General features: G+C 49.6%; 23 protein-coding genes. 19 read left to right on the forward strand and 4 right to left on the reverse strand.

Annotated features, from left to right (window positions below; genetic code table 11):
- The 9 genes from NYE33_RS36140 to NYE33_RS36180 all read left to right on the forward strand — a co-directional run.
- A partial coding sequence (locus NYE33_RS36140; RefSeq protein ID WP_341070111.1) for an S-layer homology domain-containing protein occupies positions 1-3349 on the forward strand: 3349 nt, incomplete at its 5' end.
- Positions 3350-3597: 248 nt separating this feature from the next.
- A complete protein-coding gene (locus tag NYE33_RS36145) occupies positions 3598-4119 on the forward strand; it encodes a MarR family transcriptional regulator (protein WP_042133557.1) in 522 nt (173 codons plus the stop codon).
- A complete protein-coding gene (gene sufC / locus NYE33_RS36150; RefSeq protein WP_076247889.1) occupies positions 4100-4879 on the forward strand; it encodes a Fe-S cluster assembly ATPase SufC in 780 nt (259 codons plus the stop codon). Before NYE33_RS36145 ends, sufC begins: the two co-directional genes overlap by 20 nt.
- Positions 4880-4902: 23 nt before the next feature.
- A complete protein-coding gene (gene sufD / locus NYE33_RS36155; RefSeq protein WP_341070113.1) occupies positions 4903-6210 on the forward strand; it encodes a Fe-S cluster assembly protein SufD in 1308 nt (435 codons plus the stop codon).
- A 53-nt stretch (positions 6211-6263) separates the two neighbouring features.
- Entirely contained in the window at positions 6264-7661 is a 1398-nt protein-coding gene (sufB, locus tag NYE33_RS36160) for a Fe-S cluster assembly protein SufB (RefSeq protein WP_042133564.1), read from the forward strand.
- A gap of 286 nt (positions 7662-7947) precedes the next feature.
- Positions 7948-8187, forward strand: a complete 240-nt coding sequence (locus NYE33_RS36165) for a NifU family protein (protein WP_038596501.1) — start codon at positions 7948-7950, stop codon at positions 8185-8187.
- Between the two features lie 48 nt (positions 8188-8235).
- Positions 8236-8631 (forward strand): universal stress protein, encoded by a 396-nt coding sequence (locus NYE33_RS36170; RefSeq protein WP_341070115.1) that lies wholly within the window; start codon positions 8236-8238, stop codon positions 8629-8631.
- 7 nt (positions 8632-8638) lie between these two features.
- On the forward strand, positions 8639-8704 hold the full coding sequence (locus NYE33_RS36175) for a universal stress protein (protein ID WP_341070139.1): 66 nt from the start codon (positions 8639-8641) through the stop codon (positions 8702-8704).
- 254 nt (positions 8705-8958) lie between these two features.
- Complete coding sequence (locus NYE33_RS36180; RefSeq protein ID WP_231575282.1) at positions 8959-9102, forward strand: hypothetical protein; 144 nt, start codon at positions 8959-8961, stop codon at positions 9100-9102.
- Between the two features lie 24 nt (positions 9103-9126).
- On the opposite strand, the gene NYE33_RS36620 is transcribed toward NYE33_RS36180, so the two are convergent.
- From NYE33_RS36620 to NYE33_RS36190, 3 genes are read right to left on the reverse strand one after another with little or no spacing between them, the layout of a single operon-like run.
- The gene (locus tag NYE33_RS36620) at positions 9127-9438 is read right to left on the reverse strand and encodes an IS3 family transposase (RefSeq protein ID WP_081970402.1); all 312 of its coding nucleotides are present in this window, start codon (positions 9436-9438) and stop codon (positions 9127-9129) included.
- Between the two features lie 9 nt (positions 9439-9447).
- Positions 9448-9582: a hypothetical protein gene (locus NYE33_RS36185; protein WP_269323227.1), complete on the reverse strand. Its 135-nt coding sequence runs from the start codon at positions 9580-9582 to the stop codon at positions 9448-9450.
- 2 nt (positions 9583-9584) lie between these two features.
- The gene (locus NYE33_RS36190; protein ID WP_039292517.1) at positions 9585-10526 is read right to left on the reverse strand and encodes a helix-turn-helix domain-containing protein; all 942 of its coding nucleotides are present in this window, start codon (positions 10524-10526) and stop codon (positions 9585-9587) included.
- A 176-nt stretch (positions 10527-10702) separates the two neighbouring features.
- Here NYE33_RS36190 and NYE33_RS36195 point away from each other — a divergent pair, with 176 nt between their 5' ends.
- The 7 genes from NYE33_RS36195 (at position 10703) to pcp (ending at position 22181) form a co-directional block, all read left to right on the forward strand.
- Complete coding sequence (locus NYE33_RS36195; RefSeq protein ID WP_076247897.1) at positions 10703-11722, forward strand: glycoside hydrolase family 88/105 protein; 1020 nt, start codon at positions 10703-10705, stop codon at positions 11720-11722.
- Positions 11723-11734: 12 nt separating this feature from the next.
- A complete protein-coding gene (gene gnpA / locus NYE33_RS36200) occupies positions 11735-13897 on the forward strand; it encodes a 1,3-beta-galactosyl-N-acetylhexosamine phosphorylase (RefSeq protein WP_341070116.1) in 2163 nt (720 codons plus the stop codon).
- 555 nt (positions 13898-14452) lie between these two features.
- The gene (locus NYE33_RS36205) at positions 14453-15721 is read left to right on the forward strand and encodes a helix-turn-helix domain-containing protein (RefSeq protein WP_042133573.1); all 1269 of its coding nucleotides are present in this window, start codon (positions 14453-14455) and stop codon (positions 15719-15721) included.
- Between the two features lie 54 nt (positions 15722-15775).
- Positions 15776-16942 (forward strand): GyrI-like domain-containing protein, encoded by a 1167-nt coding sequence (locus NYE33_RS36210; protein WP_341070118.1) that lies wholly within the window; start codon positions 15776-15778, stop codon positions 16940-16942.
- A gap of 250 nt (positions 16943-17192) precedes the next feature.
- Entirely contained in the window at positions 17193-17963 is a 771-nt protein-coding gene (yaaA, locus tag NYE33_RS36215) for a peroxide stress protein YaaA (RefSeq protein ID WP_042133576.1), read from the forward strand.
- A gap of 200 nt (positions 17964-18163) precedes the next feature.
- Positions 18164-21526, forward strand: coding sequence for a hypothetical protein (locus NYE33_RS36220; RefSeq protein WP_042133578.1), 3363 nt, complete (start codon positions 18164-18166; stop codon positions 21524-21526).
- A gap of 43 nt (positions 21527-21569) precedes the next feature.
- Entirely contained in the window at positions 21570-22181 is a 612-nt protein-coding gene (pcp, locus tag NYE33_RS36225) for a pyroglutamyl-peptidase I (protein WP_042133580.1), read from the forward strand.
- Here the strand turns inward: pcp and NYE33_RS36230 are convergent.
- Positions 22150-22599: an acetyltransferase gene (locus tag NYE33_RS36230; protein WP_042133582.1), complete on the reverse strand. Its 450-nt coding sequence runs from the start codon at positions 22597-22599 to the stop codon at positions 22150-22152. The genes pcp and NYE33_RS36230 overlap by 32 nt on opposite strands.
- Positions 22600-22694: 95 nt before the next feature.
- Between NYE33_RS36230 and NYE33_RS36235 the strand changes: the two genes are divergently transcribed.
- The 3 genes from NYE33_RS36235 to NYE33_RS36245 all read left to right on the forward strand — a co-directional run bounded on the left by NYE33_RS36235 (position 22695) and on the right by NYE33_RS36245 (position 26206).
- Entirely contained in the window at positions 22695-22817 is a 123-nt protein-coding gene (locus NYE33_RS36235; RefSeq protein WP_269323228.1) for a hypothetical protein, read from the forward strand.
- Positions 22818-23298: 481 nt separating this feature from the next.
- A complete protein-coding gene (locus NYE33_RS36240; protein ID WP_341070120.1) occupies positions 23299-24426 on the forward strand; it encodes an ROK family transcriptional regulator in 1128 nt (375 codons plus the stop codon).
- A gap of 268 nt (positions 24427-24694) precedes the next feature.
- Positions 24695-26206 (forward strand): sugar ABC transporter ATP-binding protein, encoded by a 1512-nt coding sequence (locus NYE33_RS36245; RefSeq protein WP_042133586.1) that lies wholly within the window; start codon positions 24695-24697, stop codon positions 26204-26206.
- The last annotated feature ends 5 nt before the right edge of the window (positions 26207-26211 follow it).

The following is a 26211-nucleotide window of genomic DNA, read 5'->3' on the forward strand; positions in this document are numbered from 1 at the left end:
CCGGACGAAGGCGACATCGACAGCATTTGTGTCGGAAGCACAGAGCATGACAGTAAATGCTTTTGTGCCAACATCGGAAGCAATTCCGGCCGCAGAGATTGACTATGCGGCTGAGCAGCTGACGGGTCTGACGCCAAACGGGTCGTACACAATAAACGCTACACTGACAGTAACAGCGGCCGCAGATGGTAGGCTGGCTATAGATAGCAGCTGGCTGGGAACGTCACTGAACATTGTGAAGAAAGGTAACGGTTCGACGACTTTAGACAGTGCGGCGCAGACGTTGAGTATTCCTAGTCGTCCGGCAGCACCTACTGGTGTGGCGGCGACGGATGAAACGAAAATTAATGGGAACGACGGTACGCTCACGAATGTGACTTCCGCGATGGAATACAAGAAGGGGATGTTAGGTGTCTGGGAGAATGTTACAGGCGTAACCGTGACAGGACTTGCACCGGACACGTATTACGTACGGACGAAGGCGACATCGACAGCATTTGTGTCGGAAGCACAAAGCGTGACAGTGAATGTTTTTGTGCCAACATCGGAATCGACCCCGGCAGCAGAAATTGACTATGCGGCTGAGCAGCTGACGGGACTGGCGACAAGCGGTTCGTATACGATAAACGGTACGCTGGCAGTAACGGCGACAGCAGATGGTAAGCTGGCTATAGATAGCAGCTGGCTGGGCACGTCACTAAGCATTGTGAAGAAAGGCAACGGTTCGACGACTATAGATAGCGTGGCGCAGACGGTGAGCATCCCTGTTCGTCCGGCGGCACCTACTGGTGTGGCGGCGACGGATGAGACAGCAATAGATGCCGAAGATGGCTCATTGACTGGCGTAACCACAGCGATGGAGTACAAAAAGGGGACAGCAGGTGAGTGGACCGATGTAGCGGGCACAACTGTAACAGCGCTTGTGCCGGACACGTATTACGTCCGGACGAAAGCTACAGCATCGGCATTCACTTCGGCTTCTGTGCAACTGACAGTATTGTCGTTCACGGCAACGCCGGAAGCGACTCCGGCAGCGGACATTGACTATGCGGCTGAGCAGCTGACAGGTCTGACACCGGACGCGTCATACACAGTGAACGGTACACCAGTAACAGCGGCAGCGGATGGTAAGCTGGCTATAGATAGCAGCTGGCTGGGAACGTCACTGAACATTGTGAAGAAGGGTAACGGTTCGACGACTATAGACAGTGCGTCGCAGACTGTGAGTCTTCCAGCCCGTCCGGCAGCTCCGGTTGGTGTCACTGTTACAGATGTGACGTACAACGGGGCGAATGACGGTACCCTGCAGAATCTGACAGTACAAATGGAGTACAAGATTGGCAGTACAGGTCTTTGGTCAGAAGTTACAGACACAATCATTATTGGTCTTGCACCGGACACGTATTATGTACGGGAGAAGGCCACGTCAACAGCATTCGCTTCTAATATTGCTCAGGTTACCGTTCATGATTCGGATGCAGTCATCCCGGCTGCACCTGAAGTGGCAGCGGATGACCAGAACAATACGATTGTTGGTCTGGACACCAGCATGGAATTCTCAGTGGACGATGGAAATTTCGTACGCTACGACGGAACCAACCTGCCGGACTTGAGCGGTGAACACACCGTTAAGGTGAGGGTTGCGGCCAGCGGATCGGTTCCGGCAGGGCCGGCAACTACACTGGCCTTTACAACTAATGAGCTTATCCCTGCGGGGGGCTTGTCGGTGAGCGCCAGCGATCCAAGTGGTGCAGGGAATAACGGATATACGCAGATCAGTGTTACACCGGAGCCAACTGCAGGACATAAGCTGCTGTACAAGAATTTTGGCTCTGGCAGCGTTGTTGCACCTAATGCGGGGGAAACCCTGACGGGATACACCCTTGTAGGAATCGATGGTCTAATTCCTGCAGCTAACGGCGATAGGATTGGAATAGCAGAAGTGGATGCTGACGGCAAGGTAGTGAAGTACGGCAGCGCAACAGCGGTTGTTGTGGCGGCTAATACCGTAACACCAGATCCCGATCCCGTCAGTCCGGGAACCGGAAGCAATCCGGGCAGCGGAACCAGTACCGGTAACGCGGCAAGCAATGTTACCGATGTGGTTGTCCTTGTTAACGGCAAGGAAGAGAACGCGGGCAAAGCCACAACAACGACCTCCGGAAACTTGAAGATAACTACTATCGCTGTTGATCCGGCGAAGCTTCAAGCGAAGCTGGATGCGGAAGGGAATGGCGCTGTAGTTACAATTCCGATGATGCTGGATTCCAATATCATCATCGCGGAGTTGAACGGCCAGATGATCAAGAACATGGAGAATGTATCGGCTACCCTGGTGCTTCAGACAACCAAAGGGACTTATACTTTGCCGGCCTCCGAGATCAACATCGGTGCGTTGGCCGAGAGACTCGGAAACGGGATTAAGCTGGAGGACATTACGCTGAGGATTACGATTGGCGAAACCCCGGCATCCATGAACCAGGTAGTGACAGCTGCTGCAGGCAGAGGGGGCTTTACCCTTGTTGCACCGCCAATAGATTTCACCGTTACCGCAACTTACGGTACATTGACAGTGGAAGTGAGCCGGTTCAATGCTTACGTGGAGCGGACAGTAGCTCTTCCGGATGGTATTGACCCTAACCGGATTACGACGGGCATCGTCGTAGATCCGGATGGTACAGTGCGCCATGTGCCGACCAGACTCGTCCGGAATGACGGCAGATATTACGCAGATATCAAGAGCTTGACGAACAGCTCGTATGCGGTGGTCTGGCATCCGCTGACTTTTGCAGATGTGGACAATCACTGGGCGAAGAACGCAGTGAACGATATGGGATCGCGTCTGGTCATTAACGGTGTGAACGAAACGACCTTCAACCCGAACGCAGACATCACCCGTGCAGAGTTCGCAGCTATTATCGTACGCGGCCTGGGATTGAAGCCTGGGGAAGGAACATCGGCGTTTGCAGATGTTGCAGCGGATAGCTGGTATGCAGCAGCGGTGGAAACAGCATCCGAATACGGGCTGATCACCGGCTTCGAGGACGGAACCTTCCGTCCCGAAGCCCGAATCACACGTGAACAGGCCATGAGCATTATCGCCAAAGCGATGAAGCTGACAGGCCTGGCAGACCAGACTGGCACAGTGGATACAGCAAGTGTACTTGCAGCCTTTACAGATGCAGGCAGCATAGGTGCCTGGGCCGGGGATAGCCTGGCGCTTGCTGCTAAGGCTGGCTTAATCACCGGCCGTGGAGACAGCAAGCTGGAGGCAAAGGCTAATGTTACCCGCGCGGAAGTGGCAGTACTGATTCAGCGGCTGCTGCAGAAGTCGGATTTGATTGATTAATTAAGTTAATTATAGGAGAAGCGAATTCAGACACTGTGCTGATTTCGCTTCTTTATTGTATAGAAAATTATACAATTTCCAGAAATGTGGATCCGGGCATTCGTTTGGCTTCCTAATGCTAATTGATATTGATTATCAATATCAATTATGTTAATATAATTTTGTTCACTAGGGAACAAAAATAAAAAAGTCTATTGCTGATACTGAACTTGGTCTGCAACTACTACAAGAGAGGGGAGATAGCGAAATTGGAGTTTCAAAATAATTTTAAAGGTCACCTTTACGAGCAATATATTAGAATGCTGCATCTGAATGAGTTGTATACAGAACAAGAATTTAATTCGTTTCGGGAACAGGCCAGAAAGTACCAGATTGACATGCTCTCCAACAATATTACTAGTGTACACGTTATTGATTGCATTGGTGATTATGAACCGATAAATCATACCGGGATTGTGGAGAAGATGGGGTTGTCCAAAGCTGGCATTAATAAAATTTGTTCAAAGCTGCTGGAAATGGGCTTCATTATGAGAAGTCAGCTGAACAACAATCGTAAGGAGATTTACTTTAGTTTAACGGATAAGGGAAGACACGTTTATGATTTGCATAAAGAGCTGCACAAAGAAAAAGAAGAAAGGTTTTACCAATTCATTGAATCCTATACAGAGGCTGAACTGCAGACTATTGGAAAATTTATGAGCGATTTGGTGGCGCGTGCCGAAGAATACTCCGAAGGGAAGTTTACGATAAATGACGACATTAAGGATTGAGGAATTAAGATCCAAGATTGAAGGGAAAGAAATTTTAAAAGGGCTCTCACTGGAGCTTCAGGGCGGAGAGATTCATGCGATTATGGGGCCTAACGGGACGGGAAAAAGTACGTTGGCTTCAGCTTTAATGGGCCATCCCAAATATGAGGTTACTGGCGGCAAGGTGACACTAGACAATGAAGATCTTCTGGAGATGGAGGTGGATGAGCGTGCCCGTGCAGGCTTGTTCCTCGCTATGCAGTACCCAAGTGAAATTGCCGGCGTAACCAATTCGGATTTTCTCAGAAGTGCCATCAATTCACGGCGTGAAGAAGGAGAAGAAATATCCTTAATCCGTTTCATCCGTGAAATGGAGAGCAAAATGAAGGGGCTGGAGATGAACCCGGAATTTGCGCATCGTTATTTGAATGAGGGTTTCTCCGGCGGTGAAAAAAAGCGGAATGAGATTTTGCAAATGATGCTGCTTGAACCCAAGTTTGTGATCCTGGATGAAGTGGACTCCGGGCTTGATATTGATGCACTGCGTATTGTGGCCAATGGTGTAAATGAGATGCGCAGCGCGGATAGAGGCTTTTTAATCATCACCCATTATCAACGGCTGTTGAATTATATTACCCCGGATTTTGTACATGTCATGATGCAAGGCCGGATAGTTAAATCTGGCGGTCCGGAGCTTGCCCACCGTTTAGAGGCAGAAGGGTACGATTGGGTGAAGGAGGAGCTTGGGATTACGGATAAGGCGGTAGGCGGGGAAGTTTAAGAGCCGGAGAGGAGGAATAGCAAATGGCTATACAAGCCAGAAATTCAATGAATGTGGATGAATTACGCGCATGGTCAAGCGCTAAGGATGAACCTCGTTGGCTGCTTGAACGCCGGATTCGGGCACTTGAGCTGGCAGGGACACTGGATCTGCCAAGCGTGGAGAAAATCAAACTCGAAAAATGGGATATCTACGAGAGTGGAGATTACAAAGCTGAGAATGCGTGGTCAGGTTTGGAAGATGCGCCGGAGATTGTTCGAGGTTTGGTTGCTTCTCCAGTGACAGGCGGACTAATCGTTCAGTTCAATTCGGATGTAGTATATACGAAATTGTCCGAGAGCTTAGCCGCCCAGGGAGTAATTTTAACGGATCTGCATACTGCGGCAAAAGAGTATGAGCAGATGGTTCAACGTTATCTCTTTCAGGCAGTGAAGCCGGAAGAGCACAGATTGTCAGCTGTGCACAGTGCCTTATGGAGTGGTGGCGTTTTTCTATATGTCCCAGACGGTATAGAGATTGAAGTTCCCATTCAAGCGATCTTTTATAGCGATACGAGCGGGGTTCGTTTTGCTCCTCATATCTTGATTGTGACTGGTAACAACAGCAAGATCAGCTATGTGGATCATTATATATCGAGCAGAGATGATATCAAGGTTTTGCATAACGGTGTGGTAGAGGTGTTTGCAGGGGCAGGCTCCAAGGTGCAGGTTGCTTCTGTTCATCAGCTTGCTGCAGCAACAACGGATTTCACCCAGCGGCTTGCGGTTGTGCTTGCGGATGGCGGTGTAGAATGGATTGTCGGCGAGATGAATAATGGCTATACCGCCAGTGATACCAAGACATTACTCCAAGGCAACGGGTCCATCTCTGACGCTAAGGTGATTGCGATAGGCTCTGGGGACCAGAAATTGAGTTTTACTACGCAAGCCCAGCATTTTGGCAGAAGCTCGGTGAGCCAAATGATCACACGCGCAGTAATGCGTGAAGAAGCTACAGCCATTATCAACGGGATTACAAAAATCGAAAAAGGTGCAACCCATTGTGATGGTCAGCAAACAGAACGTGTACTGATGTTAAGTCCAAATGCGCGCGGCGATGCCAATCCGATCCTGCTGATAGATGAGGATGATGTAACCGCCGGTCATGCTGCATCCGTGGGGCAAGTAAACGCGGAACAAATCTATTATCTGATGTCGCGCGGCATCTCACGGAGTGAAGCCGAATATCTTGTTATTTTCGGATTCCTCGCTCCTGTCATTTCGGAGATCCCGCTGGAGGGAGTGCGTAGCCGCCTGCAGGATGTAGTGGAGAAAAAGCTTGGCAGATCATAGGGAATTAGAGCCAATCAAAGTGATTCTTATGAAGGTTAAAAGGAGCGACACTAATGGCTAAAAAAGCGCCGGATATGGGTGAATATAAATACGGGTTTCGCGATGAGCACCAGTCTATTTTTCAATCTGGAAAAGGTCTGACTGAAGAGATTGTCCGGGAAATTTCCCGAATTAAGGAAGAGCCGGAGTGGATGCTCGATTTTCGGCTGAAAGCCTTGAAGCAATTCTACAAAATGCCGATGCCTGAGTGGGGAGCGGATTTGTCCGGGCTAAATCTTGATAACATCCAATATTACGTTCGGCCATCCGAAAAACAGGGAAAGACCTGGGAGGAGGTTCCCTCCGAGATTAAAGCAACCTTTGACAAGCTAGGTATTCCTGAAGCGGAGCAAAAGTTTCTGGCAGGCGTATCCGCTCAATACGAGTCGGAAGTAGTCTATCACAGTATGCGGAAGGAACTGGAGGATCAAGGTGTTGTTTTCCTTGATACGGATACTGCTTTAAAGCAATATCCTGAAGTGTTCAAGCAATATTTCGGAACGATCATCCCTCCCGCCGACAATAAATTTGCTGCGCTTAACAGCGCGGTTTGGTCAGGTGGCAGCTTTGTATACATCCCGAGAGGTGTTCAGTGTGAGGTGCCGATCCAAGGGTACTTCCGGATTAATTCTGAAAATATGGGACAATTCGAGCGGACATTAATTATTGCCGAAGAGGGCAGCTTTGTCCACTATGTGGAAGGATGCACAGCGCCTATTTATAGTACCAGTTCTCTGCACAGCGGAGTTATTGAAATTATTTGCCGGAAAGATTCCCGTGTCCGTTACACGACAATCCAGAATTGGGCTCCTAATATCTACAACTTGGTAACCCAAAGGGCTGTGGCAGAGGAAAATGCCACAATGGAATGGGTGGACGGCAACATTGGCTCCAGGGTAACCATGAAGTATCCGGCTGTAATATTGAAAGGAAGGGGAGCTAGGGGGTCCATCCTGTCTATTGCCGTAGCCGGTAAAGATCAGCATCAAGATGCCGGCGCGAAGGTAATTCACCTTGCTCCCGAGACAACATCTACGATTATATCCAAATCCATCAGCAAGCAGGGCGGCAAAGTAAACTACCGGGGATTGTCCAGCTTCAGCCGCGATTCTGCAGGCTCCAAGTCTAATATTAAGTGTGATACGTTGATTTTGGACAATCTGTCATCATCAGATACGATTCCGTACAATGAAATTAAAAATGATCAGATTACTTTGGAGCACGAGGCAACAGTATCCAAAGTGTCCGAGGAGCAATTGTTTTACTTAATGAGCCGCGGACTTACAGAACAAGAGGCCACACAAATGATTGTAATGGGCTTCATTGAGCCGTTTACCAAAGAATTGCCGATGGAATATGCCGTTGAAATGAATCGGTTGATTCAATTTGAGATGGAAGGAAGCATCGGTTGATTCATAAAGGAAGTACGAGGTGTTGGTAATGAAGAAAAAGAATTCGGACAATTCAGAACTAGCTCAACTTACCCGGGAGATACGGAAACTTCAGTTCTACTACAATATGTTGTCAGGATTGAGCGCAAGCTGTGGTGCGTTGATACCTTTAGACTCTGTTTATACGCTTATAAGGGAACTTTCGGATCAAGAGGCCATTCTTAGGCAAAAAGCAAAGGATCACTCAGACTATCTAGTTTGAAAAAGAGAATTGACTGTTGGTAAAACAATGATAGGAGCTGGAATTATGGAGGAGAATGGAATTTTATTCGATGAAGTATCGGAAGTGCTTCTCAAACTACGTCCTTTCTTACTGCGTGACGGCGGAGATGCTGAACTCGTCGAGGTGGAGAACGGTATAGCCAAATTAAGATTTTTGGGAGCTTGCAACGGTTGCCCAAGTGCTACGATTACGTTAAAGGCTGCTATTGAGCGCGCAATTCTAGAGGAAATCGATGATATTAAAGAAGTTGTACAAGTATTCTAAATTCCTTTTAACAGAAGAGGCTGTTATACAAAAATCCGCATAGAAAAAATGCCGAATCAATTAAGACATACGAAGGAAAGGATTGATTTAATAATGTTCGAGAAAATTTTTGTGGCCATCGATAAATCTGAAATAACTAACAAAATCCTTGAAGCAACCGTTGAAATTGCACAAAACAAAAATACTCAGGTAACTTTGGTGAATGTCAGCCATGCATATGTAAACAGCGGAATGCCATATATACCAGAGAGCTACTTGGAAGAAATGTTAAATGAGATGGAAAAGATGAGTTTAGAACAGCTTCAACAAGCCCGATTCAAATTAGCGGCTGAAGGGATCTTTGCAGAAACGATTCATCTTAAGGGAGACCCAGCGCATGAAATATTAAATTATGCAAAAACAGCAACTAATTATTATTGGAAGTCGGGGGCTAAGCGGTATTAAAGAAATGATGTTAGGTAGTGTCAGTCACAAAGTTTCACAGTTATCAAATTGCCCCGTCCTGATTGTTCACTAAATTTCATAACGGGACGGCTCCCTTACGGGCAACAGTTGGATAATAACGTCCAAATTAAGATACGTTTATCCAATTACTAATGTTATCAATCGATTGATGTAGCGGGGAAATATCTGATGCCGGGCTGATCATGCGCATGTCCATCTGTTTGCAGATGGTAAGCCGTTCACGTTGCCCGTCAGCGAAGGGCTGCTGCATTTTGCCTATCATCATATTCTGAAACGAAGCTTGGCCGGAGTGTACTGAAGAAAAGAATGAAGCGGAATGCTCTGACCGCACTGTATTCGGGGGTAACCACTATGCGCAGTGTAGGGGAGTTCTTCTATACAGATGTTCAGTTAAGGGATGAAATGAAGGCGAACCAGTATGTTGGGCCTAATCTGCTGGTCAGTGGATGAGCTGCTTGATTCGGTATGGGGCATTCAGGAGTGATCCTCTGCGAGTTTATCCACCTGCTTGTTGTAAGACGCACGTAAACCAAGTTCCCGCATGTACTTTCCTACTGTCCGTTCGCTAATAATATAGCCCTCTTCCCTTAAGAGGAGGGTGATTCTTGGACTGCCGTACTGGCCGTGGTTAGCCTCAAAGAGGTAAGCGACCCGCTTTAGAAGTAAGGCTTTGCGCTTCGCCTGAGGGCTGACTTCGGTGCTTCTCCATTTGTAAAATCCGCTCCGCGATACTTCAAGAATGCTGCACAGCCTCTCTACCGTAAATTCGGAGCTATGGTCTTCGATGAACTGAAATCATTGTGCTTTAGATTGCGGAAGATATACGCGGGTCTTTTTTAGGACGGCAAGCTCCTCTTCTTTTGCCAGCACCTGCTTGTTCAGTTCGTGAATCTTGTCTGCAAGGACAGACTTTTCACCCTTATTATTCATTCTCATACCCACCCCGTAAATTCCAGAATACTTGCCTTCGCCGACTGTGTCTCGGACTGGGCACTCTTACGCCATTCCTTGGGTGACGTGCCCATTAGCTTAGAGAAGCAGCGGTTGAAGCTGGAGATGGAATGAAACCCCACCTTCTCAGAAATCTCAAGAATAGAATCCTCGGTGCTCTTCAGCTGCTTACAAGCCTCTTCGATCCGGGTACTGCTCAGGAAATCGAGAGGGGCGGTGCCCATCATTTCATGGAATTTGCGGCGGAAGTGGGTGGTGCTCAGGTGGCAGAGGTCGGCCAGGAAGTCGATGGTCATCGGCAGCATATAGTTTCTGGTGATATACTCCAGTGCCGGGGAGATGACGAAGTCGCCCTTCAGATTATGCCCTGCTTCCTGATCGGTCAGCGCCTCATTCGTGGAATGGATTCGGAGCAGCTCGATATACAGGGACAGCAATAAGCCATAGGCGCTCTCCTGATAATAAGGCTTCTGCTGCTGCAATTCCTCCACGATCGACGTGGCCAGACTATACACCATGGGGTGCTTATCCTTATTCAGGATACAGTTCTTCCCCAGCACCGCCCACAAATTGGGCTCGAAGTTGCTATAGGCGCTCTTGAAGGAATGCTGAAAGAGGTCCTCCGGCGAGAAAAAGAGATAAGACCACAGACTGGCCTCACCCGGAGAACTATACGTCGTATGCGGAAGGTACCGGGGGAGGAAGGTCACATCACCGGCTGTAAAAGGTACAGACTCGCCTTTGATCTCCATGATGCCGCTATCCGAATAGCAAATCCCAATCTCCAGGTGGTTATGGAAATGCAGGTGCTCGCTCTTGATATCGGAAATCTTCCAGCGTTCCCCGCTTAACAGCAGCACAGGGAAATGGATCGGCAGGCTGTAGTGGCGGTACTCGATGACGGGTTTCTTTTTTCTGGGCATATCCGGGGACTCCTCTATAATATTAAAATAGATAAATGGTCGAAAATGCGCAGTTTTGCTGTGAATATGCTTAGATATAGAATATTTTACTGCTTACAATGGAGTATGTAAAGCGCTTGCAATGAGACGGATAGTAAGCGCTATTGAGGCGCGTGATACAAGAGAGGGGTAATAAGATGATTCAAGTGGATTTCAACAGGGAAGAGATTCTAAGCATTATTGATAAGGTCACCAACAAAACACTGGCGATGGACTTAACATGGGACTGGCCTTGCGGCGTAGCTTATTATGGGGTATCCAGAGCTTATCAGACTACAGGGAACAAGGAGTACCTGGACAGGCTGGTTCAGTGGGCGGATGAATATATTGAGCTGGGGCTGCCGGACTGGACGGTCAACACTTGTGCCATGGGCCACATGCTGATCACCTTGTATGAAGCGACTGGAGAGCAGAAATATTGGGATATTGCGATGAGCAAGGTGGAATACATCCGGAAGAATGCACTGCGGTTCGGAGACAATGTGCTGCAGCATACGGTATCGATTTCTAATGATTTTCCGGAACAGGCTTGGGCGGATACGCTGTTTATGGCGGCATTCTTCCTGCTGCGTGTGGGCAGTAAGCTGAAGGATCAGGAGCTGATCCAGGATGCCCTTAACCAATACTACTGGCATATCAAATACCTGCAGGATCCTGGCACCGGCTTCTGGTTCCATGGCTATAACAATGTGAAGCAGGATCATATGTCCGGATTATACTGGGGCAGAGCGAATGCCTGGGGTGCGTATACGATGTCGCAGGTGAAGCCGCTTTTGAAGGACTGGTATTTGTATCCGCAGTGTATGGACGTGGAATGTTCGCTCCGTGATCAGCTGGCGGCGCTGAAGCTTGTCCAGACAGATAACGGCTTGTGGCGGACGGTGCTGGATGATGAGGAATCTTATGAAGAAGTATCGGCATCCTGCGGCATTGCGGCGGCGATGATCAACAACGGCAACCCGCTGCACACCAAATACGTGCAAAAAGCGTTAAAAGGCATTCTTGCAAACATCAGCGAAGACGGACGTGTCCTGGGCGTATCCGGCGGCACAGCCGTAATGAAGGACCGCGAAGGGTACCGCAATATTCCAAAAGACTGGATTCAAGGCTGGGGCCAAGGCTTAGCGCTTGCTTTCTTGTCCGATATGCTTAAATAGGAGGGAACCGAATTGTCCAAACCATCAACAGGCGCTTTCACACTGCCGGGAGAATCCGGTTACGAAGCGCTAACGCTTGAACTCGCTGAACGCTGGGGTGCCGATGTCATCCGTGACAGTGACGGTACACAGTTATCTGATGAGATTATCAATGCCGGATACGGCATTTATTCTACAGTCTGTATCATCCGGGACCATAATGAATGGGCGTCGCAGAACCCGGATAAGCTGCAGCAGAGCTTCCTTATTACGAATCCGAAGGTGGCTGTGCAGGATTATTTATCGGTCTACCTGATGGAGGATTTCTTCGCTGAACAGTTCAGAGTGAATGATTCCCGTGAGGCGTTCAAGTACTGGCAGGTGTATGACCGGACGACCGGTGAGGAAGTACCGCGAGAGCAATGGAATTACGACCGGGAATCAGGCAATGTGGTGCTTACCGGAATCGTACCTTGGCATAAATACACCGTCAGCTTCATGGCCTACCGGATCTGGGAAGAGATCTCGATGTACAATCACACCACGAACAACTGGAACAAAGAGCATCTGATGCAGATTGATCCTATGTATCAGGACACGCAGAAGTACCTGCTGGACTGGATGGAAGACTGGTGTGTGAAGCATAAAGAAACAACGGTTGTCCGCTTTACTTCCCTGTTCTATAATTTCGCCTGGATCTGGGGCAGCAGTGAGCGTAACCGTCATCTGTTCTCAGACTGGGGTTCCTATGATTTCACGGTGAGTGCCAGAGGTCTGGATCTGTTCGCGCAGCAATACGGCTATTCGCTGACGGCAGAGGATTTCGTGAACGGCGGCAAATACCGCGTCAGTCATATCCCGGCGGAGCAGCGCAAGCTGGACTATATGGCTTTTATCAATGATTTCGTGATCGGATTCGGCAAGCAGTTAATAGATATTGTGCATAAGCATGACAAGCTGGCGTATGTCTTCTACGATGACAGCTGGGTTGGCGCAGAGCCTTACAATGACCGCTTCGGTGAGTTTGGTTTCGACGGAATGATCAAATGTGTGTTCTCCGGATATGAAGCAAGGCTCTGTTCAGGGGTGAAAGTGGATACGCATGAGATACGGCTGCATCCGTACTTGTTTCCGGTGGGTTTAGGCGGCGCGCCTACCTTCATGGAAGGGGGGAATCCGACACTGGATGCCAAAAAATACTGGATCAACATCCGGCGTGCCCTCCTGCGTGAGCCGATTGACCGGATTGGCCTGGGCGGATATCTGCATCTGGTCGAGCCTTACCCGGATTTCTGTGATTATATCGAGAAGATTGCGAATGAATTCAGAGAGATTAAGGAGCTGCATGAGCAAGGCAAGCCATATCATATCAAGACCAAGGTTGCTATTCTGCATAGCTGGGGCAAGCTGAGATCTTGGACCTTGTCCGGCCACTTCCATGAGACGTATATGCATGATCTGATTCACATTAATGAAGCTCTATCCGGTCTGCCGGTTGAGGTGCAGTTCATTGATTTCGAGGATATCCGCCAGGGCGTGCTGCAGCATGTGGATGTAGTGATTAATGCAGGCAGTGCCGGTACAGCCTGGAGCGGCGGGGACTACTGGAAAGACAGCAAGTCTGTAGATGTCCTGACCAAATGGGTGTATGAGGGCGGTACCTTTATCGGGATTAACCAGCCTTCAGCGGTTGAGGGATACGACAGCTACTTCAGAATGGCGCATGTTCTGGGTGTGGATGAGGACACGGGTGCGCGGGTAGCTCACGGCAAATGGGCGTATGAGGTTCAAGCTGAGCAAGGTCTGGTGCCTGATGGCGCCAGCATTACACCGAAGAACGGTGTCCATCTTACGGATGGTTCCGCTGCTGTGATGAGTGAGTTGGACGGTAAGATTACATTGTCTACGAATAACTTTGGTAAGGGTAAGGGAATCTACCTGCCTTCCTTCGAATTCGGCTGGGAGAATACCCGCCTGCTGCTGAACCTGATCCGCTATGCCGGTAAGGAGCTACAGGAAACGAAATATATTCCGGATAACCTCTATACCGAGTGCGCGTATTATCCGGAGAGCAAGATGCTTGTCGTGATCAATAACAGCGACCAGCTGCAAAAGACTACGATCGAGACGGAGTATGGTCCGCAGACTCTGGAATTGGAACCGTTCGATACGATTATTCGGACTATTGGGGAATAGGAATGTGAAAAAGCTCAAGCCTGGGGTGTTATGCCGGGCTTGGGCTTTTTGTGTTGTGTGAGATGTTAAACGGGCCCAATGTATGCGAAAAATCGAATACAAGGTGCCGGCGATGGGGGGGATGAGCCCAATGTATGCGAAAAATCGAATACAATGTGCCGGCGATAGGGGAGATTGGCCCAATGTATGCGAAAAATCGAATACAATGTGCCAGCGATGGGGTAAATGAGCCCAATGTATGCGAAAAACCGAATACAATGTGCCAGCGATAGGGGGAATGAGCCCAATGTATGCGAAAAACCGAATACAATGTGCCGGCGATAGGGGAGATTGGCTCAATGTATGCGAAAAACCGAATACAATGTGCCAGCGATAGGGGGAATGAGCCCAATGTACGCGAAAAACCGAATACAATGTGCCGATGATAGGGGAGATTGGCTCAATGTATGCGAAAAACCGAATACAATGTGTTACTGGAAGGATTCCCCTAACCTTTGTGGAATTACAAAGCAAAGACGCTGAAGCTTTCAGCGACAGGCTCCCGGAGGACTTCCCATGGACAAATCCGCCCGCTTCAAACAATCCATAGCCTTCATAGAGGAACGTTTATACGAAGACATCAACCTTGGACAAGCTGCGCAGGCCGGTTACACGTCGCTGATGCAGCTGTATCGTGACTTCTACACCTATACCGGACATTCGGTAAAAGAATACATACGCAAGCGCAGGCTGTCAGCCGCGCTCGGGCTGATCCGAGCTTCGCAGCGTCCGCTTGCTGAGATTGCCTACTCCTGCGGCTATAGCTCCCAGCAGGCTTTGTGCAAATACGTGAAATCCGCAACCCATATGACACCGCTAGAGTACCAGAAGAGTGAAGCCTGCTACTTCTTCCCCAGATTCGACAGTGAAACCATCCGGCAGGTAACGGTCACCGCTGAAACGATCCCCAAGACCTTACGCGCGAAATTCTATCATCCCAAGCAGTACGGCATTGAGCAACAAGCGCTAGAAGCGCTGCATTTTCTAATACCTGAATACCAGGGCAGAATCTTCGGCAGAGACGGGCAGCAGCGGGACGGCTTATTCTGTTATGAGCTCGCTGTGGAGTATGGTGCGGATTTGCTAGACACACTGGCAGACAGTACTTTTCAGGGAATAAAGGTGGCTCAAGAATTCAGTTCAACCTTCGCGAAGACAACCGTTAGGAACGATGAGGCCGAGATCGGGCTGGCGTGGGATTATCTCTATCTGAAGTGGCTGCGAACCAGTATGTTCGTGCAGGATGATGTGCGTTATTTCGAAGAATATATCTGCAAAAGCGGGCAAGTGAGGAAGCTGATTCTGTATCTGCCAGTGAAGAGGCGGACGGATTATGACAAGATCAGTGTGAATTTCTGTGCAGGTCTAGAGTTTCTGGTGTCGTCCCGGGAAGGGGATCAGGCAGAGGAGGAGGCATCTGCTGCGGTGATGAACTATATATCCCTTCATACCCCTGAGGTGATAAGCACAGTAAAGGAGTTCTATGTAGCCCAAAGCGGCTTAAGCTACACCTGCGGTGTGTGTCTGGAACAGACGATAGAGCTTCCCGTGAATAGCAGGCTTAAAATATTGCGGGTTGCCGAAGGCCATTATGCGATGCTCGAGAGGGACAGTTGTAGTGACCGCGGAGTGTTTATTGCTCTTTTGGATACATGGATACAGGAGCACGGATGGAGCAAGGATGAGCTGCCTGCTTTTACTACCTATGAGACCGGAGGTCAGGGTGACCCGGATGCTATCACAATGAGAGTGTGGATCAAGCTGAAAGATGTTAAGAACGGATAATATTTAGTACGCGTTCATCTATAAACTAGATTTATATAGGAAAGGAGCACACAAATGAATCTAAGAAAACAAGCACTGCCGCAGCATGCGCCCGAAGACTACAGCCCCCGCGTGAAGCCGGTAATCCTGAGAATGGTGGAGGAGATGAAGCAGATGGAGATTCCAAGTGAGATTCAGGTAGAACAGATTACGGAGCTGTGCAGTATTGTGGACCGGCCGGAGATGAAAGTGGTGGGCATCGCGCTGCCGGTTTCGTATGAGAGCCGGGGATATGGCGGTTTTTATGGGTTTGAGCATGCGAGCTGTACGTTGAATGATTACTTTTATACCAAGAAGCTGACTTCAGAAGGCGATATCGCGCTCCTCTCCGGTCTCATCACCCGGCAAATCAAAGGTAAAGAGGTTGTTACCGTACGATCAGAGGTGCAGGGTGACGGCAATTATAAAATCATTGTGGGATATGAGGTAAGCAGCTTCGACGGGTTACCCGCACATTTGCCGGAATATACTGAGACGCTTACAGTGCCTGCATGCCGCTATGCCAAAGTCCTGATCAATGAGACAAAGGAGGCTGGACGGATCGGCTATGATGAGCGGATGCATGCAGATGAATATTTCATCGGCCAGTTCCGTAATGACACCAGCTACGTCTATAACCCTTCCGGCCTTAGCTTCAATACATATGATGACTCAGGGGAGATTCTCACCAAATACGAACCTGTTAAGATACCGGGAAATGATGCGGAGCGGTTTGACTCTTTGCGCTTCAAGGCGGTGACAATGCCGGAGATGAAGATCGCCTGCAGCATGACGCTGCCGGATGATGAGGAGTTTGTAATCACGAAATATTTTGACGTGCAGGACCAGGTATTCGCCACTGAGGCGGCTAAATATTATCTGCATGATTATTACGGTTTTCCGGTGAACAGTGAGGAGGAGGGGAAGGTTAACTCCTGCTTCGGCACCAGAGTCAGCACCTTTGAGTCACTTCCTGACTGCGTTGAAAAGATTACGGTGCCCGGAGGCATCTATCTGCACATTACCCAGCTCGAAGTGAATGGTGATAATCCCGGCATGCCGTATGATGTGGCGTTCAATCATCTGGATGAGCTATTCCTGAATGCTCACCCTGAATATACGCGTGACTGGAGCAGGCATGTGATCGCCCGTTTCCGGCAGGCGAACTGTGCCTCCGTATTTGTGCCGCTTGCCAGCGAATAACTAAATAAGATGGATAGAAGAAATAACAAAAAGCGGAAGGAGCGAAGGGGGATTTTGGGAACTGTAGGAGCGGTAATAATCAAGAAATCTGGGGACAACAGCGGCTGGAAGTCCAAATATTCACCGCAGTGACGACTAAGGTTTAAGTTAGTATACTAAGTTAGTATCTTGAGTTCAGCTTATATAATATAAATTATGATAGTATAAAGGTACATTTAGTTTTCCCCGCGGGGGTAGAAAAGGGAGCAGCATGAGGATCATTATATCGCCTGCCAAGAAGATGAAGACGGACACGGATTTCTTGGATTACCGCCAAGTGCCGCAGTTCATCAGCGATTCGCAGACTCTTCTGGCCTTATTACGCAAGTTGAATTATGAAGAAGCCAAAGCGCTATGGAAATGCAATGATGCCATCGTCACGCTGAATATGGAACGGATCCGGGAGATGGATGTCACCAGGAATCTGACGCCGGCTATCTTCTCATATGAGGGAATACAGTACCAGTACATGGCGCCCGGAATCTTTCAGACGGAGGAGCTGGATTATCTTCAGCAGCATTTGCGGATTTTATCCGGATTCTATGGAGTCGTCAGACCTTTTGACGGCGTTGTGCCGTACAGGCTGGAGATGCAGGCTAAGCTGGGTGGTAAGGGCTTCAGTTCTCTCTATGAGTTCTGGAATAGAAGACTGGCGGACCAGCTGTTCGCGGAGAGTGACATCATTCTGAACCTGGCTTCCAAGGAATACAGCAAATGTATCTCTCCGTACATTGGCAAGGACGCTCGAATGATTAGTGTGGTGTTCGGGCAGGACATCGGCGGCAAGGTGGTTGAGCGGGCGACGCTGGTCAAGATGGCCAGGGGTGAAATGGTCCGCTACATGGCCGAGCGGCAAATTACCCGCGTGGAGGATATCAAAGGCTTCGACGGGTTTGATTTCGCATTTGCGGAAGCCTTGTCGGATGAGAAGACGTATGTGTTTATCCAACAGAAGCGCGATAAGAATGAAATGGTAGAGTAAGGCTTGCAACGGGTAATCTTGAAGACGGTTGAATAACCGGATTGGGGTTGCCTTTTTTTTGTTAAGGAGATTATCTAAACTGAATAAAAGAAAATAACAATAGCGCAAATATTCACCGTAGTGACAATTGCGTTTAAGTTAGTATCTCTTAAGTTCAGCCTATAATGAATGGAACCAGAACAGGTTAACGAGGAGGACTTATGATTTTGAGAAGAGATCCATTGGACAAGCAGAGCTTACTTAAAGAACTGGATTCACTAGGTTACTCCGACAGAATCAGAAAAGTAACGACATTGGGCCGTGAGCACCTTGGATCAGCCAAGTACTCCGAATTACTGGCCTCATTACTGGAGGGCGGTGCGTATGAAGCGCGCCTTGCCTTAATGGGTGCCATCGCCACACTGGATGCCCCGGTTATTCTGTCTGCGCTGCGGCATCCCCTGGCAAGTATCAGGAACACGGCTGCGGGCCTATTGGCTAAAGCAGCTTCAGATGAAGAAATAGAACGTGAGCTCCCGCACTTATCACATGATTGCCGCCGCAAGCTGCTTCGCACCATTTCACAGATAGACCGTCAGGAGCTGGCGGAACGCCTGTTACCCTTGGTATACGCCCGGTGGGGTGCGGAGGAGGCAGCAATTATACTGCAGGCCTGCCATGCGGCAACGGTTAGCACGTGGCTTGCGGATATCGGGTTTGCCATCAGAGACTGGAAGAAGTTAGCCAGCCGGCATCTTGATGTAGTAGCGGAATACTTCGCAGCCACGCTGGAGAGCACCCCACTCAGGGAAAAAGGGCATGTCTGGTCGAGGTTCTCGTCTGCTATGGAGCATCTGTGCAATCATAAGGCGGATCTGATGCTTGCGTGTGCACTGAATCACGGGCCTATGGGAATTATACATCCTGCACTCAAAGAACATCTGGGCACACTTGTACGCCAGAATCCGGATAAGGTGTTTCAGCTGCTGACACAAACGGAATTGCGGAGCGATCTGCTGTCCCATGGTGTTCCTGAGGCTGTGCTGAAAAGAAAGAAAGTTCTGTCTATAGACCAGTGGATCGGGATTGCGAAATTACTCGCAGATTACCCTATGCATGTAGCGAAGCTGCTTGAACATATGGCGCCGTCTAACCGCAAGGTGATTTTTGATGCCGTGTATGAGGAGGATAGACGCAAAGAGCGGATTTTCCCGGAAAAATTACTGTATGTATTGCCGCATGCCTTGCGTGATAAGGAGGCTGCCCGGATGTTTGGCCTTCGTGAGATCAAGGATAACCGGGACCGGACCATTCGTATTGCCGCCTGCCGCTCCATTCTCTATTCAAGGGAGCCGCTTGAGCTGGCCACACGGGTATCTGGTGCAGACGAACGTGCTACGGCGCTTATGCAGCTGATAAGAAGTACGGTTCTGTCGAGGCAGGGGATGAATGAAACCCTGGTATATCTGGGCCGGATTAAGAATGACCAGGACCCTGTCCGCAGCGCAGTGTTCAAGGAGCTGTCGGAAAGTCCTGCGTCTGTATACGAGGATGCCCATGTGCAGGCGCTTACTTTACTCGTTGATAGTGTTATCGATGCCAGAGATATCTCGTATGGAACGAAGTTCTCTGTCCAGCAGCTGGCCTTTGCTATTCTGCGGCATAACGCAGGGCAGCCTCACGGTGAGCTGTTCAAGTTTGCGCTAGATACAATCAGGAAGCTGGCTAAGCAGAACGGGCAGCTATCCCTTCCATCACTAGAGAAACTGCCCCAGGGAGTAGAAGAGATGATCTTCGACGGCATATATGCCTTTGCTGCACAGGCCAACCGGACAGAGAACTACTATCTGGTAATGAGCCTGGCGGGTTCTTTTGGCAAAAGAGGTCACGGTATTATTAAACTTCAGAATCTGTTAAAGGAAGCCACGAGGTCCACGGCAGATGCAATAGCTATGCGTGCAACCCGGCTCTGGCTTGAACCACATCAGATGCGTGATGCCAGAGTTAAGGAACTTTTGGCCTCGGATAAATCGTATATTACGATCCATGAAGTGTTCCGGCACCTGCACTTGAAGCGTCAGGAGTGGCTCGATCCATTCATTTCGGGGGCTGTGATCAAAGGCAGGTTCCTGTCAGGCAAAACGATTTATCCCGTGCCGGCGGAGAGCGGATTCTACCGGTGGCTGCCGCGTCAGCAGCAAGCTTACAGTTCCCTCTTAGCGAAAATTGCGGATGATCCTAAGCGCAGTCTGTCCGAACGTGCAAGAGTGATCAGGATTATGGCCGGTATGCCTGATCTTGGCCCGGACAGGCTGCTTGGACTGGTACAGGATGGGGAAGTCGCTGTAGCAGAGGCGGCGCTTCATGCCCTGTCACTGCTGGAAGAGCCGGAGAAGGTGCTCCCCGTGCTGCTGGACAATCTGGATGGAGACCGGGCACGTGTAGCGATGTACTCCATACCAAGGTGCATCCGCAGAGTGAATCCGGTGTTATTGGTTACCTTGCTGAAGGAGCTGCTAAACCGGGATAAGCTGAAGATTACGGTCCGGAAAGAAGCCATCCGCTTGCTGGGCGCGTATAGAAGTGAGGACAGCCTTCCGCTGCTCCTGAACGAGCTCGGCAAACCAAGCGCCCATAAGGATGTGATCATCGCCATAGGGCATGCTGCAAAGCAGCTTTTGGATGATGAACGCAGCTGGGAGATTCTAAGGGCCATCGCTGCTTCCCCGCAAAGTGATATCGCACTAAGCTTATTATCCCAGCAGCCTAATGCTCTTCCGCTTGACTATAGACCGCGCTATCTGGCCTTAATCATTGAGATTGCCAATCATCCGGATACATCCGTTGGCAGGTATGCTTTTGCTGCTATGATTTGGTGGACTAATGTAAATGAAGATGTGATTGCTGCTGCCGCTGCTCAGGCGATTACGGACCTGGAAGACAGCACGAGATGGGAAGCTGCGGTGAACACGCTGATCGAAACCTGCCGCGACGGCAAGGTCAACGAGGTTGTAATTGGTGTTTGCCGGAAGCTGGCCGGTACAGGGATAAGCGGGGATTGGAATGCAGCTGCGGGAAGAGATTTGCCTCACCGGCAGCGCCTCCAGAAATTAATTAACCAGCTGACCTCGTTGCCGAAGAATACACGGATCCATCTTATCCCTTTGTACCTGGGACTGATCGCCTGCCACGCACCCGATGAGACTTTACAGCAGCTTGTGATGAAGTTGTATATCGCAGCCATGGACTGGAATAACGTGGTGGAATCCGCCGCGTATCTGAACCGGTTGGTTGATGGTATGTCAGATCAGCCGCAGCTGTTAAGCGAAGCGTACAGCCAGATCGCCCATAGTATACAAGACAGCGCAGGATACTGGAATCCGGAGATTCTGCTCGAAATTGTGGATGTGCTAGGAGCTGAACAGCGTTACGAATCCCCGTATATGGGACTTTCATTGCTGGAAGTAGCAGGACAGGCTCTACATTGGAGCCCGGAACCGGCAGAGCGTTTGCGGTCGTTCAGAAATCACACGAACCTTGCGGTCCGCTCGCGTGCGCTGAATATTTGGACAGCGAGGGAGTAGAGGTTAAGCTGACATGATCAGAAAGAAAGAGAGGCTACACGCTATGAAAATCCTTATAACAGGCTTCGAGCCGTTTGGCGGAGAGCTTGTCAATCCTTCGCTGGAGGCGGTACAGCGTCTGGAGAATTACATTGGCGGTGCGGAGATCATCAAGCGGTCTCTGCCCGTGGTGTTCCAGAAATCGGTGGAGACACTGATCGGGTATATCGGGGCCGAAAGGCCGGATGCGGTGGTCTGTATCGGACAGGCGGGCGGGGTCAGCGGCATTACGGTGGAACGGATTGCCGTTAATCTGATGGATGCTTCCATTGCCGATAACGAGGGCTGCCAGCCGGAGGATGTGCCGGTCTGCGCGGACGGACCGAATGCCTATTTTTCCAGCCTGCCTGTCAAAAGAATGGTTCAGACGATCAAAGACAACGGCCTGCCGGCCTTCCTCTCGAACAGCGCTGGAACTTATGTCTGCAACAACACCATGTACGGTCTGCTCCATCACATTGAGCAACATTATCCGGCTATGCGCGGCGGCTTCATCCATGTGCCCTATATCCCTGAGCAGGTGCTCGATAAACCGGGCAAGGCCAGCATGGCGCTGGGTGATATTGTTAAGGCTACCCGGATTGCTATATCTGTGATAGCTTCATATGCAGAATAGGCCAAGGCTGGCCTTGTTCATCCCGTTCAGACCGGTCATAGACCTGGAATCCCAGATGCTCGTAGAATCCGAGAGCCTGGGGATTTTGCTCATTCACATCCACGTAGAGTACGTTTAGAGTGTGCAGGGCATAAGTGACTAGCTGCTTACCAATGCCTTGTCCTCTGACGGCGGGGTCTACGAACAGCATTTCAATCTTCTGCTCCTGAACGCCGATGAAGCCGAGATAATGCTCCTGACCGGTATAGGCAAGCAAATGGGAGATATGTCCGATACCTTGATGAACCAAGGGACGTAATCCTTCAATATCCTGTTCTGTTAGGAAAAGATGCGTGGCACGGACCGCTGATTCCCAAATGTCCAGCAGCTCTTGTGATATATTCTGATCTCTATCTGTAATTTTTTGAATCCGGTTCATAGGCTCCTCCTGGCAATTTTGCTATGATTATAGCATACGACAAGGAATGGATTCTGAGGCTGATTTCATATATAACTGAATCGAGATGACGCGGCTTGAGACCAACGGTTAACCTGATTAAGTTTGGCGGAATCACATTCATTCTTTCCGGCATTCTCTTTTTTGCCCAGTATCTGTTTATGATGCCTATGCCTGCTCCCCCGCTGCCGGATGCTTAGCTGTTGTCCTGGCTTCATTCAGGCTCAACCGTTCGCTGTCATTTCTACCCTACTAAATCCTGCACGAAATACAACATTTCTCTATTAATATCAGTCCTATTCGGGAATTGTTGTATAAAAGGCAGGATTTCGCCTTCCAACAGGCGGTTGAGCAGGACAATTCTTGTAATTCATACAACAATTCTGACGAGGTGCCTATTATTTAGGGAGCAGAGTTGTAATACGTACAACATTAGGGTGTTTATGCGGTTGAATGTAATAGTCCAGCTAGTCTAGGGGCCGTAATTCGGACAAAACAACGCAATCCGGTGTGCAAGTGTGAAAAGACTAATGACGGGGAAATAAATACTTGATACAATGACCGTATATTAGTGAAAATATTCACAATTATAACATACATATGATTGCAAAAACGGATGTGATTGTATATTATATTTATATACATTATTAAAGTACATTTATAAAAGTCGGAGGCTATATAATGGCGACACATCGCTTGAACAGTATGGAAGTTAAAAAGATGAACCGGAACGCCATTTACCGATATCTGTATCACCGTGAATCTACTTCTATTCAAGAGATTGCGCAGGCGCTCAATCTAAGCCTGCCTACAGTTACCCAGAATCTTAAAGAGCTGCAGGAAAGAGAGCTGATCGAGGAGACCGGGTTGTTCGAATCCACCGGCGGCCGCAAAGCCAAGTCGATGGCCTGCAACAGTGTGGCGAGATATGCCATCGGGCTGGATGTGACCCTGAATCATGTGGGGATAGTCATCATTGATCTAAGCGGCAGAATCGTTAAGAATGTCAGAAACCATTTCCCCTTCGCGAACAGCGAGGTTTATTTCCAGGGGGTGGGCAAGCTGGTGGAGGATTTTGTGGAAGATTGTCAGCTTGACCGCAGCCGGATTCTGGGCGTGGGAATTGCGCTGCCCGCGATTCTGTCCGATGACCGCCAGACGGTGAGCTATGCCACGGTTATTGATTTCAAGGGGGGAAGTGTCCAGCGGTTCGCGGAATTCATCCCTTATCCTTGTATTCTCAGCAATGATGCGAATGCGGCCGGCTTCACCGAATTGTGGGGGGAGCAAGACATTCACAATGTAGTCTATTTATCCCTTAACAACAGCGTGGGCGGTTCAATTATAGTTAGTAACCAGATCTACGCCGGTCAGAACCACCGTGGCGGAGAGTTCGGACACATGACGATTATGCCTGAGGGCCGTACCTGCTATTGCGGGCAGAAGGGCTGTGTGGATGCCTATTGCTCAGCTAGAATACTATCGGACAGCACCGGGGGCAGCATTTCTGAATTTTTCCGGCTGTTGCGGGAGGGGAATGAGCCGCAAAAGGCTATATGGCAGGAGTACCTTGGCTACCTGGTGATTACAATTAACAACCTGCGGATGCTGTACGATTGCGATGTAATTCTCGGCGGTTATGCCGGAGCGTACATGGAGGAATACATTGATGGTCTCCAGGCGCTCGCGGCCTGGAAGAACACCTTCGAGCAGGACGGCACCTACCTCCGGGTCTGCAAATACAAGCTGGAGGCTACCGCCGTGGGAGCTGCGCTGGAACTGGTAACGGAGTTTATTGACAGCATCTAGATATACCCTTAATCAAAAGAATATCGTGTTCTTCTCCCGCTCCTCCGGAAGAGGGACGGTGCTGCATCTGCGGCTCCGCCCTCTGCCGGAGGCGTTTTTGTATGTCCGCCTTCAGAAAACCGCTAATTGAATGCGTTTCCATCACGCTTTAAGTTTTTGTTGACTTCAATACAAAACTGGCTATAATCTTATTTAGAAGGTTTTATAAAAGTACTTTAGTAACAATTGGAGCAGGCGGGAAATCAGTTCATCATTTGGGGGGAAAGGAATGGAACAGAGCATTAAACTCAGGGTGTCACAGATCGAGAAGTCCTTTCCGGGGGTCAAGGCGTTAGACAAGATTGATTTCAAGGTAAGAAAAGGTTCGGTGCATGTCCTGTGCGGCGAGAACGGTGCAGGTAAATCAACCCTCATGAAGATCATCAACGGCATTCACCAGCCGGATGGCGGGCAGATCTTCATAGACGAGAAGCCCGTCAGAATCAGCAACCCGATTCAGGCACGGAGCCTGGGGATTTCGATGATATTCCAGGAGCTGAATTATGTGCCGGAAATGACAGTGGAAGAGAACATCTTCCTCGGGAATCTGCCGGCGAACCGGTTCGGCAAGGTGGACTGGAAGCAGGTCAGAGCGCGTACCAAGGAGCTGCTGCGTGCAGAGAATCTGCCGTATTCCCCGACTACCCTGCTCAAGGACCTGACGGTGTCCGATATTCAGATGCTGGAAATTATGAAAGCGATTTCGTACAAGTCAGATATCATCATCATGGATGAGCCTACCTCTGCGATTACCCACGAGGAAGTAGATAAGCTGTTCGTGAAGATCAGGGAGCTGCAGGCCCGGGGCGTCAGCATTATCTACATCTCGCATAAGCTGGACGAGATTTTTCAGATCGCCGATGAGATTACCGTATTCCGGGACGGAACGGTAGTGGAGAGCCATCCCAAGGAGAAGCTGGACATTGAGACGGTGATCTCGCTGATGGTCGGCCGCAAGCTTACCAATACCTACCCGAAAGAAGAGGTAGAGATTGGCGACACCTTGCTGAAGGTAGAGAATCTGAGCGGTCACGGCGGTTATGAGAATGTAAGCTTCCATGCGCGCAAGGGGGAAATGGTCGGCTTCGCCGGACTGATCGGGGCAGGGAGAACCGAGGTGATGCGTTCGCTCTTCGGGCTTGATCCCATCGCCTCCGGGCAGGTGTACATCAAGGGCCGCGAGGTCACAATCAAGAACGTGGAGCAGAGCATCAGGCATGGTATGGTCATGCTCTCCGAGGACAGACGCAGATACGGGATCATTCCTATGCGGTCGGTGAAGGAGAATACGACCCTGTCTTCCCTGAAGAGCGTGTTCTACCGCTTCCGGCATCATGCCAAGGCCGAGCAGGATATCGTGTCGGAGATGTTCCAGAAGATGCGGGTGAAGACACCCTCGATGGATACAGTTATCGCCTCGCTGAGCGGAGGCAACCAGCAGAAGGTGGTGCTGGCCAAATGGATGATTCTGGGTCCGGATATTCTTATTCTGGATGAGCCTACCCGGGGCATCGACGTGGGTGCCAAATACGAAATCTATAAGCTGATGACCGATCTGGTCAAGGAGGGCAAGGTCGTCATTATGGTCTCCTCCGAGCTGCCCGAGCTGCTGGGGATGTGTGACCGGATTTACGTGATGGCCAAGGGCACGATTACCGGGGAGATCAGCCGGGAGGATTTCACCCAGGAGCAGATTATGAAGTACGCCACCGGAACGATTACATCAAATGAGGTGAACTGAATTGA

The organism is Paenibacillus sp. FSL R10-2199 (assembly GCF_038000235.1).
GTDB lineage: Bacteria > Bacillota > Bacilli > Paenibacillales > Paenibacillaceae > Paenibacillus_AQ > Paenibacillus_AQ phytohabitans.

What these genes read in the sequence shown, in the direction of transcription:
- sufC (WP_076247889.1), top strand. Translation starts at nt 4,100, where the DNA reads ATGACGACATTAAGGATTGAGGAATTAAGATCCAAGATTGAAGGGAAA.
- sufD (WP_341070113.1), top strand. Translation starts at nt 4,903, where the DNA reads ATGGCTATACAAGCCAGAAATTCAATGAATGTGGATGAATTACGCGCA.
- sufB (WP_042133564.1), top strand. Translation starts at nt 6,264, where the DNA reads ATGGCTAAAAAAGCGCCGGATATGGGTGAATATAAATACGGGTTTCGC.
- NYE33_RS36165 (WP_038596501.1), top strand. Translation starts at nt 7,948, where the DNA reads ATGGAGGAGAATGGAATTTTATTCGATGAAGTATCGGAAGTGCTTCTC.
- NYE33_RS36170 (WP_341070115.1), top strand. Translation starts at nt 8,236, where the DNA reads ATGCCGAATCAATTAAGACATACGAAGGAAAGGATTGATTTAATAATG.
- NYE33_RS36180 (WP_231575282.1), top strand. Translation starts at nt 8,959, where the DNA reads ATGAAGCGGAATGCTCTGACCGCACTGTATTCGGGGGTAACCACTATG.
- NYE33_RS36185 (WP_269323227.1), bottom strand. Translation starts at nt 9,582, where the DNA reads ATGAATAATAAGGGTGAAAAGTCTGTCCTTGCAGACAAGATTCACGAA.
- NYE33_RS36190 (WP_039292517.1), bottom strand. Translation starts at nt 10,526, where the DNA reads ATGCCCAGAAAAAAGAAACCCGTCATCGAGTACCGCCACTACAGCCTG.
- NYE33_RS36195 (WP_076247897.1), top strand. Translation starts at nt 10,703, where the DNA reads ATGATTCAAGTGGATTTCAACAGGGAAGAGATTCTAAGCATTATTGAT.
- NYE33_RS36205 (WP_042133573.1), top strand. Translation starts at nt 14,453, where the DNA reads ATGGACAAATCCGCCCGCTTCAAACAATCCATAGCCTTCATAGAGGAA.
- NYE33_RS36210 (WP_341070118.1), top strand. Translation starts at nt 15,776, where the DNA reads ATGAATCTAAGAAAACAAGCACTGCCGCAGCATGCGCCCGAAGACTAC.
- yaaA (WP_042133576.1), top strand. Translation starts at nt 17,193, where the DNA reads ATGAGGATCATTATATCGCCTGCCAAGAAGATGAAGACGGACACGGAT.
- NYE33_RS36220 (WP_042133578.1), top strand. Translation starts at nt 18,164, where the DNA reads ATGATTTTGAGAAGAGATCCATTGGACAAGCAGAGCTTACTTAAAGAA.
- pcp (WP_042133580.1), top strand. Translation starts at nt 21,570, where the DNA reads ATGAAAATCCTTATAACAGGCTTCGAGCCGTTTGGCGGAGAGCTTGTC.
- NYE33_RS36230 (WP_042133582.1), bottom strand. Translation starts at nt 22,599, where the DNA reads ATGAACCGGATTCAAAAAATTACAGATAGAGATCAGAATATATCACAA.
- NYE33_RS36240 (WP_341070120.1), top strand. Translation starts at nt 23,299, where the DNA reads ATGGCGACACATCGCTTGAACAGTATGGAAGTTAAAAAGATGAACCGG.
- NYE33_RS36245 (WP_042133586.1), top strand. Translation starts at nt 24,695, where the DNA reads ATGGAACAGAGCATTAAACTCAGGGTGTCACAGATCGAGAAGTCCTTT.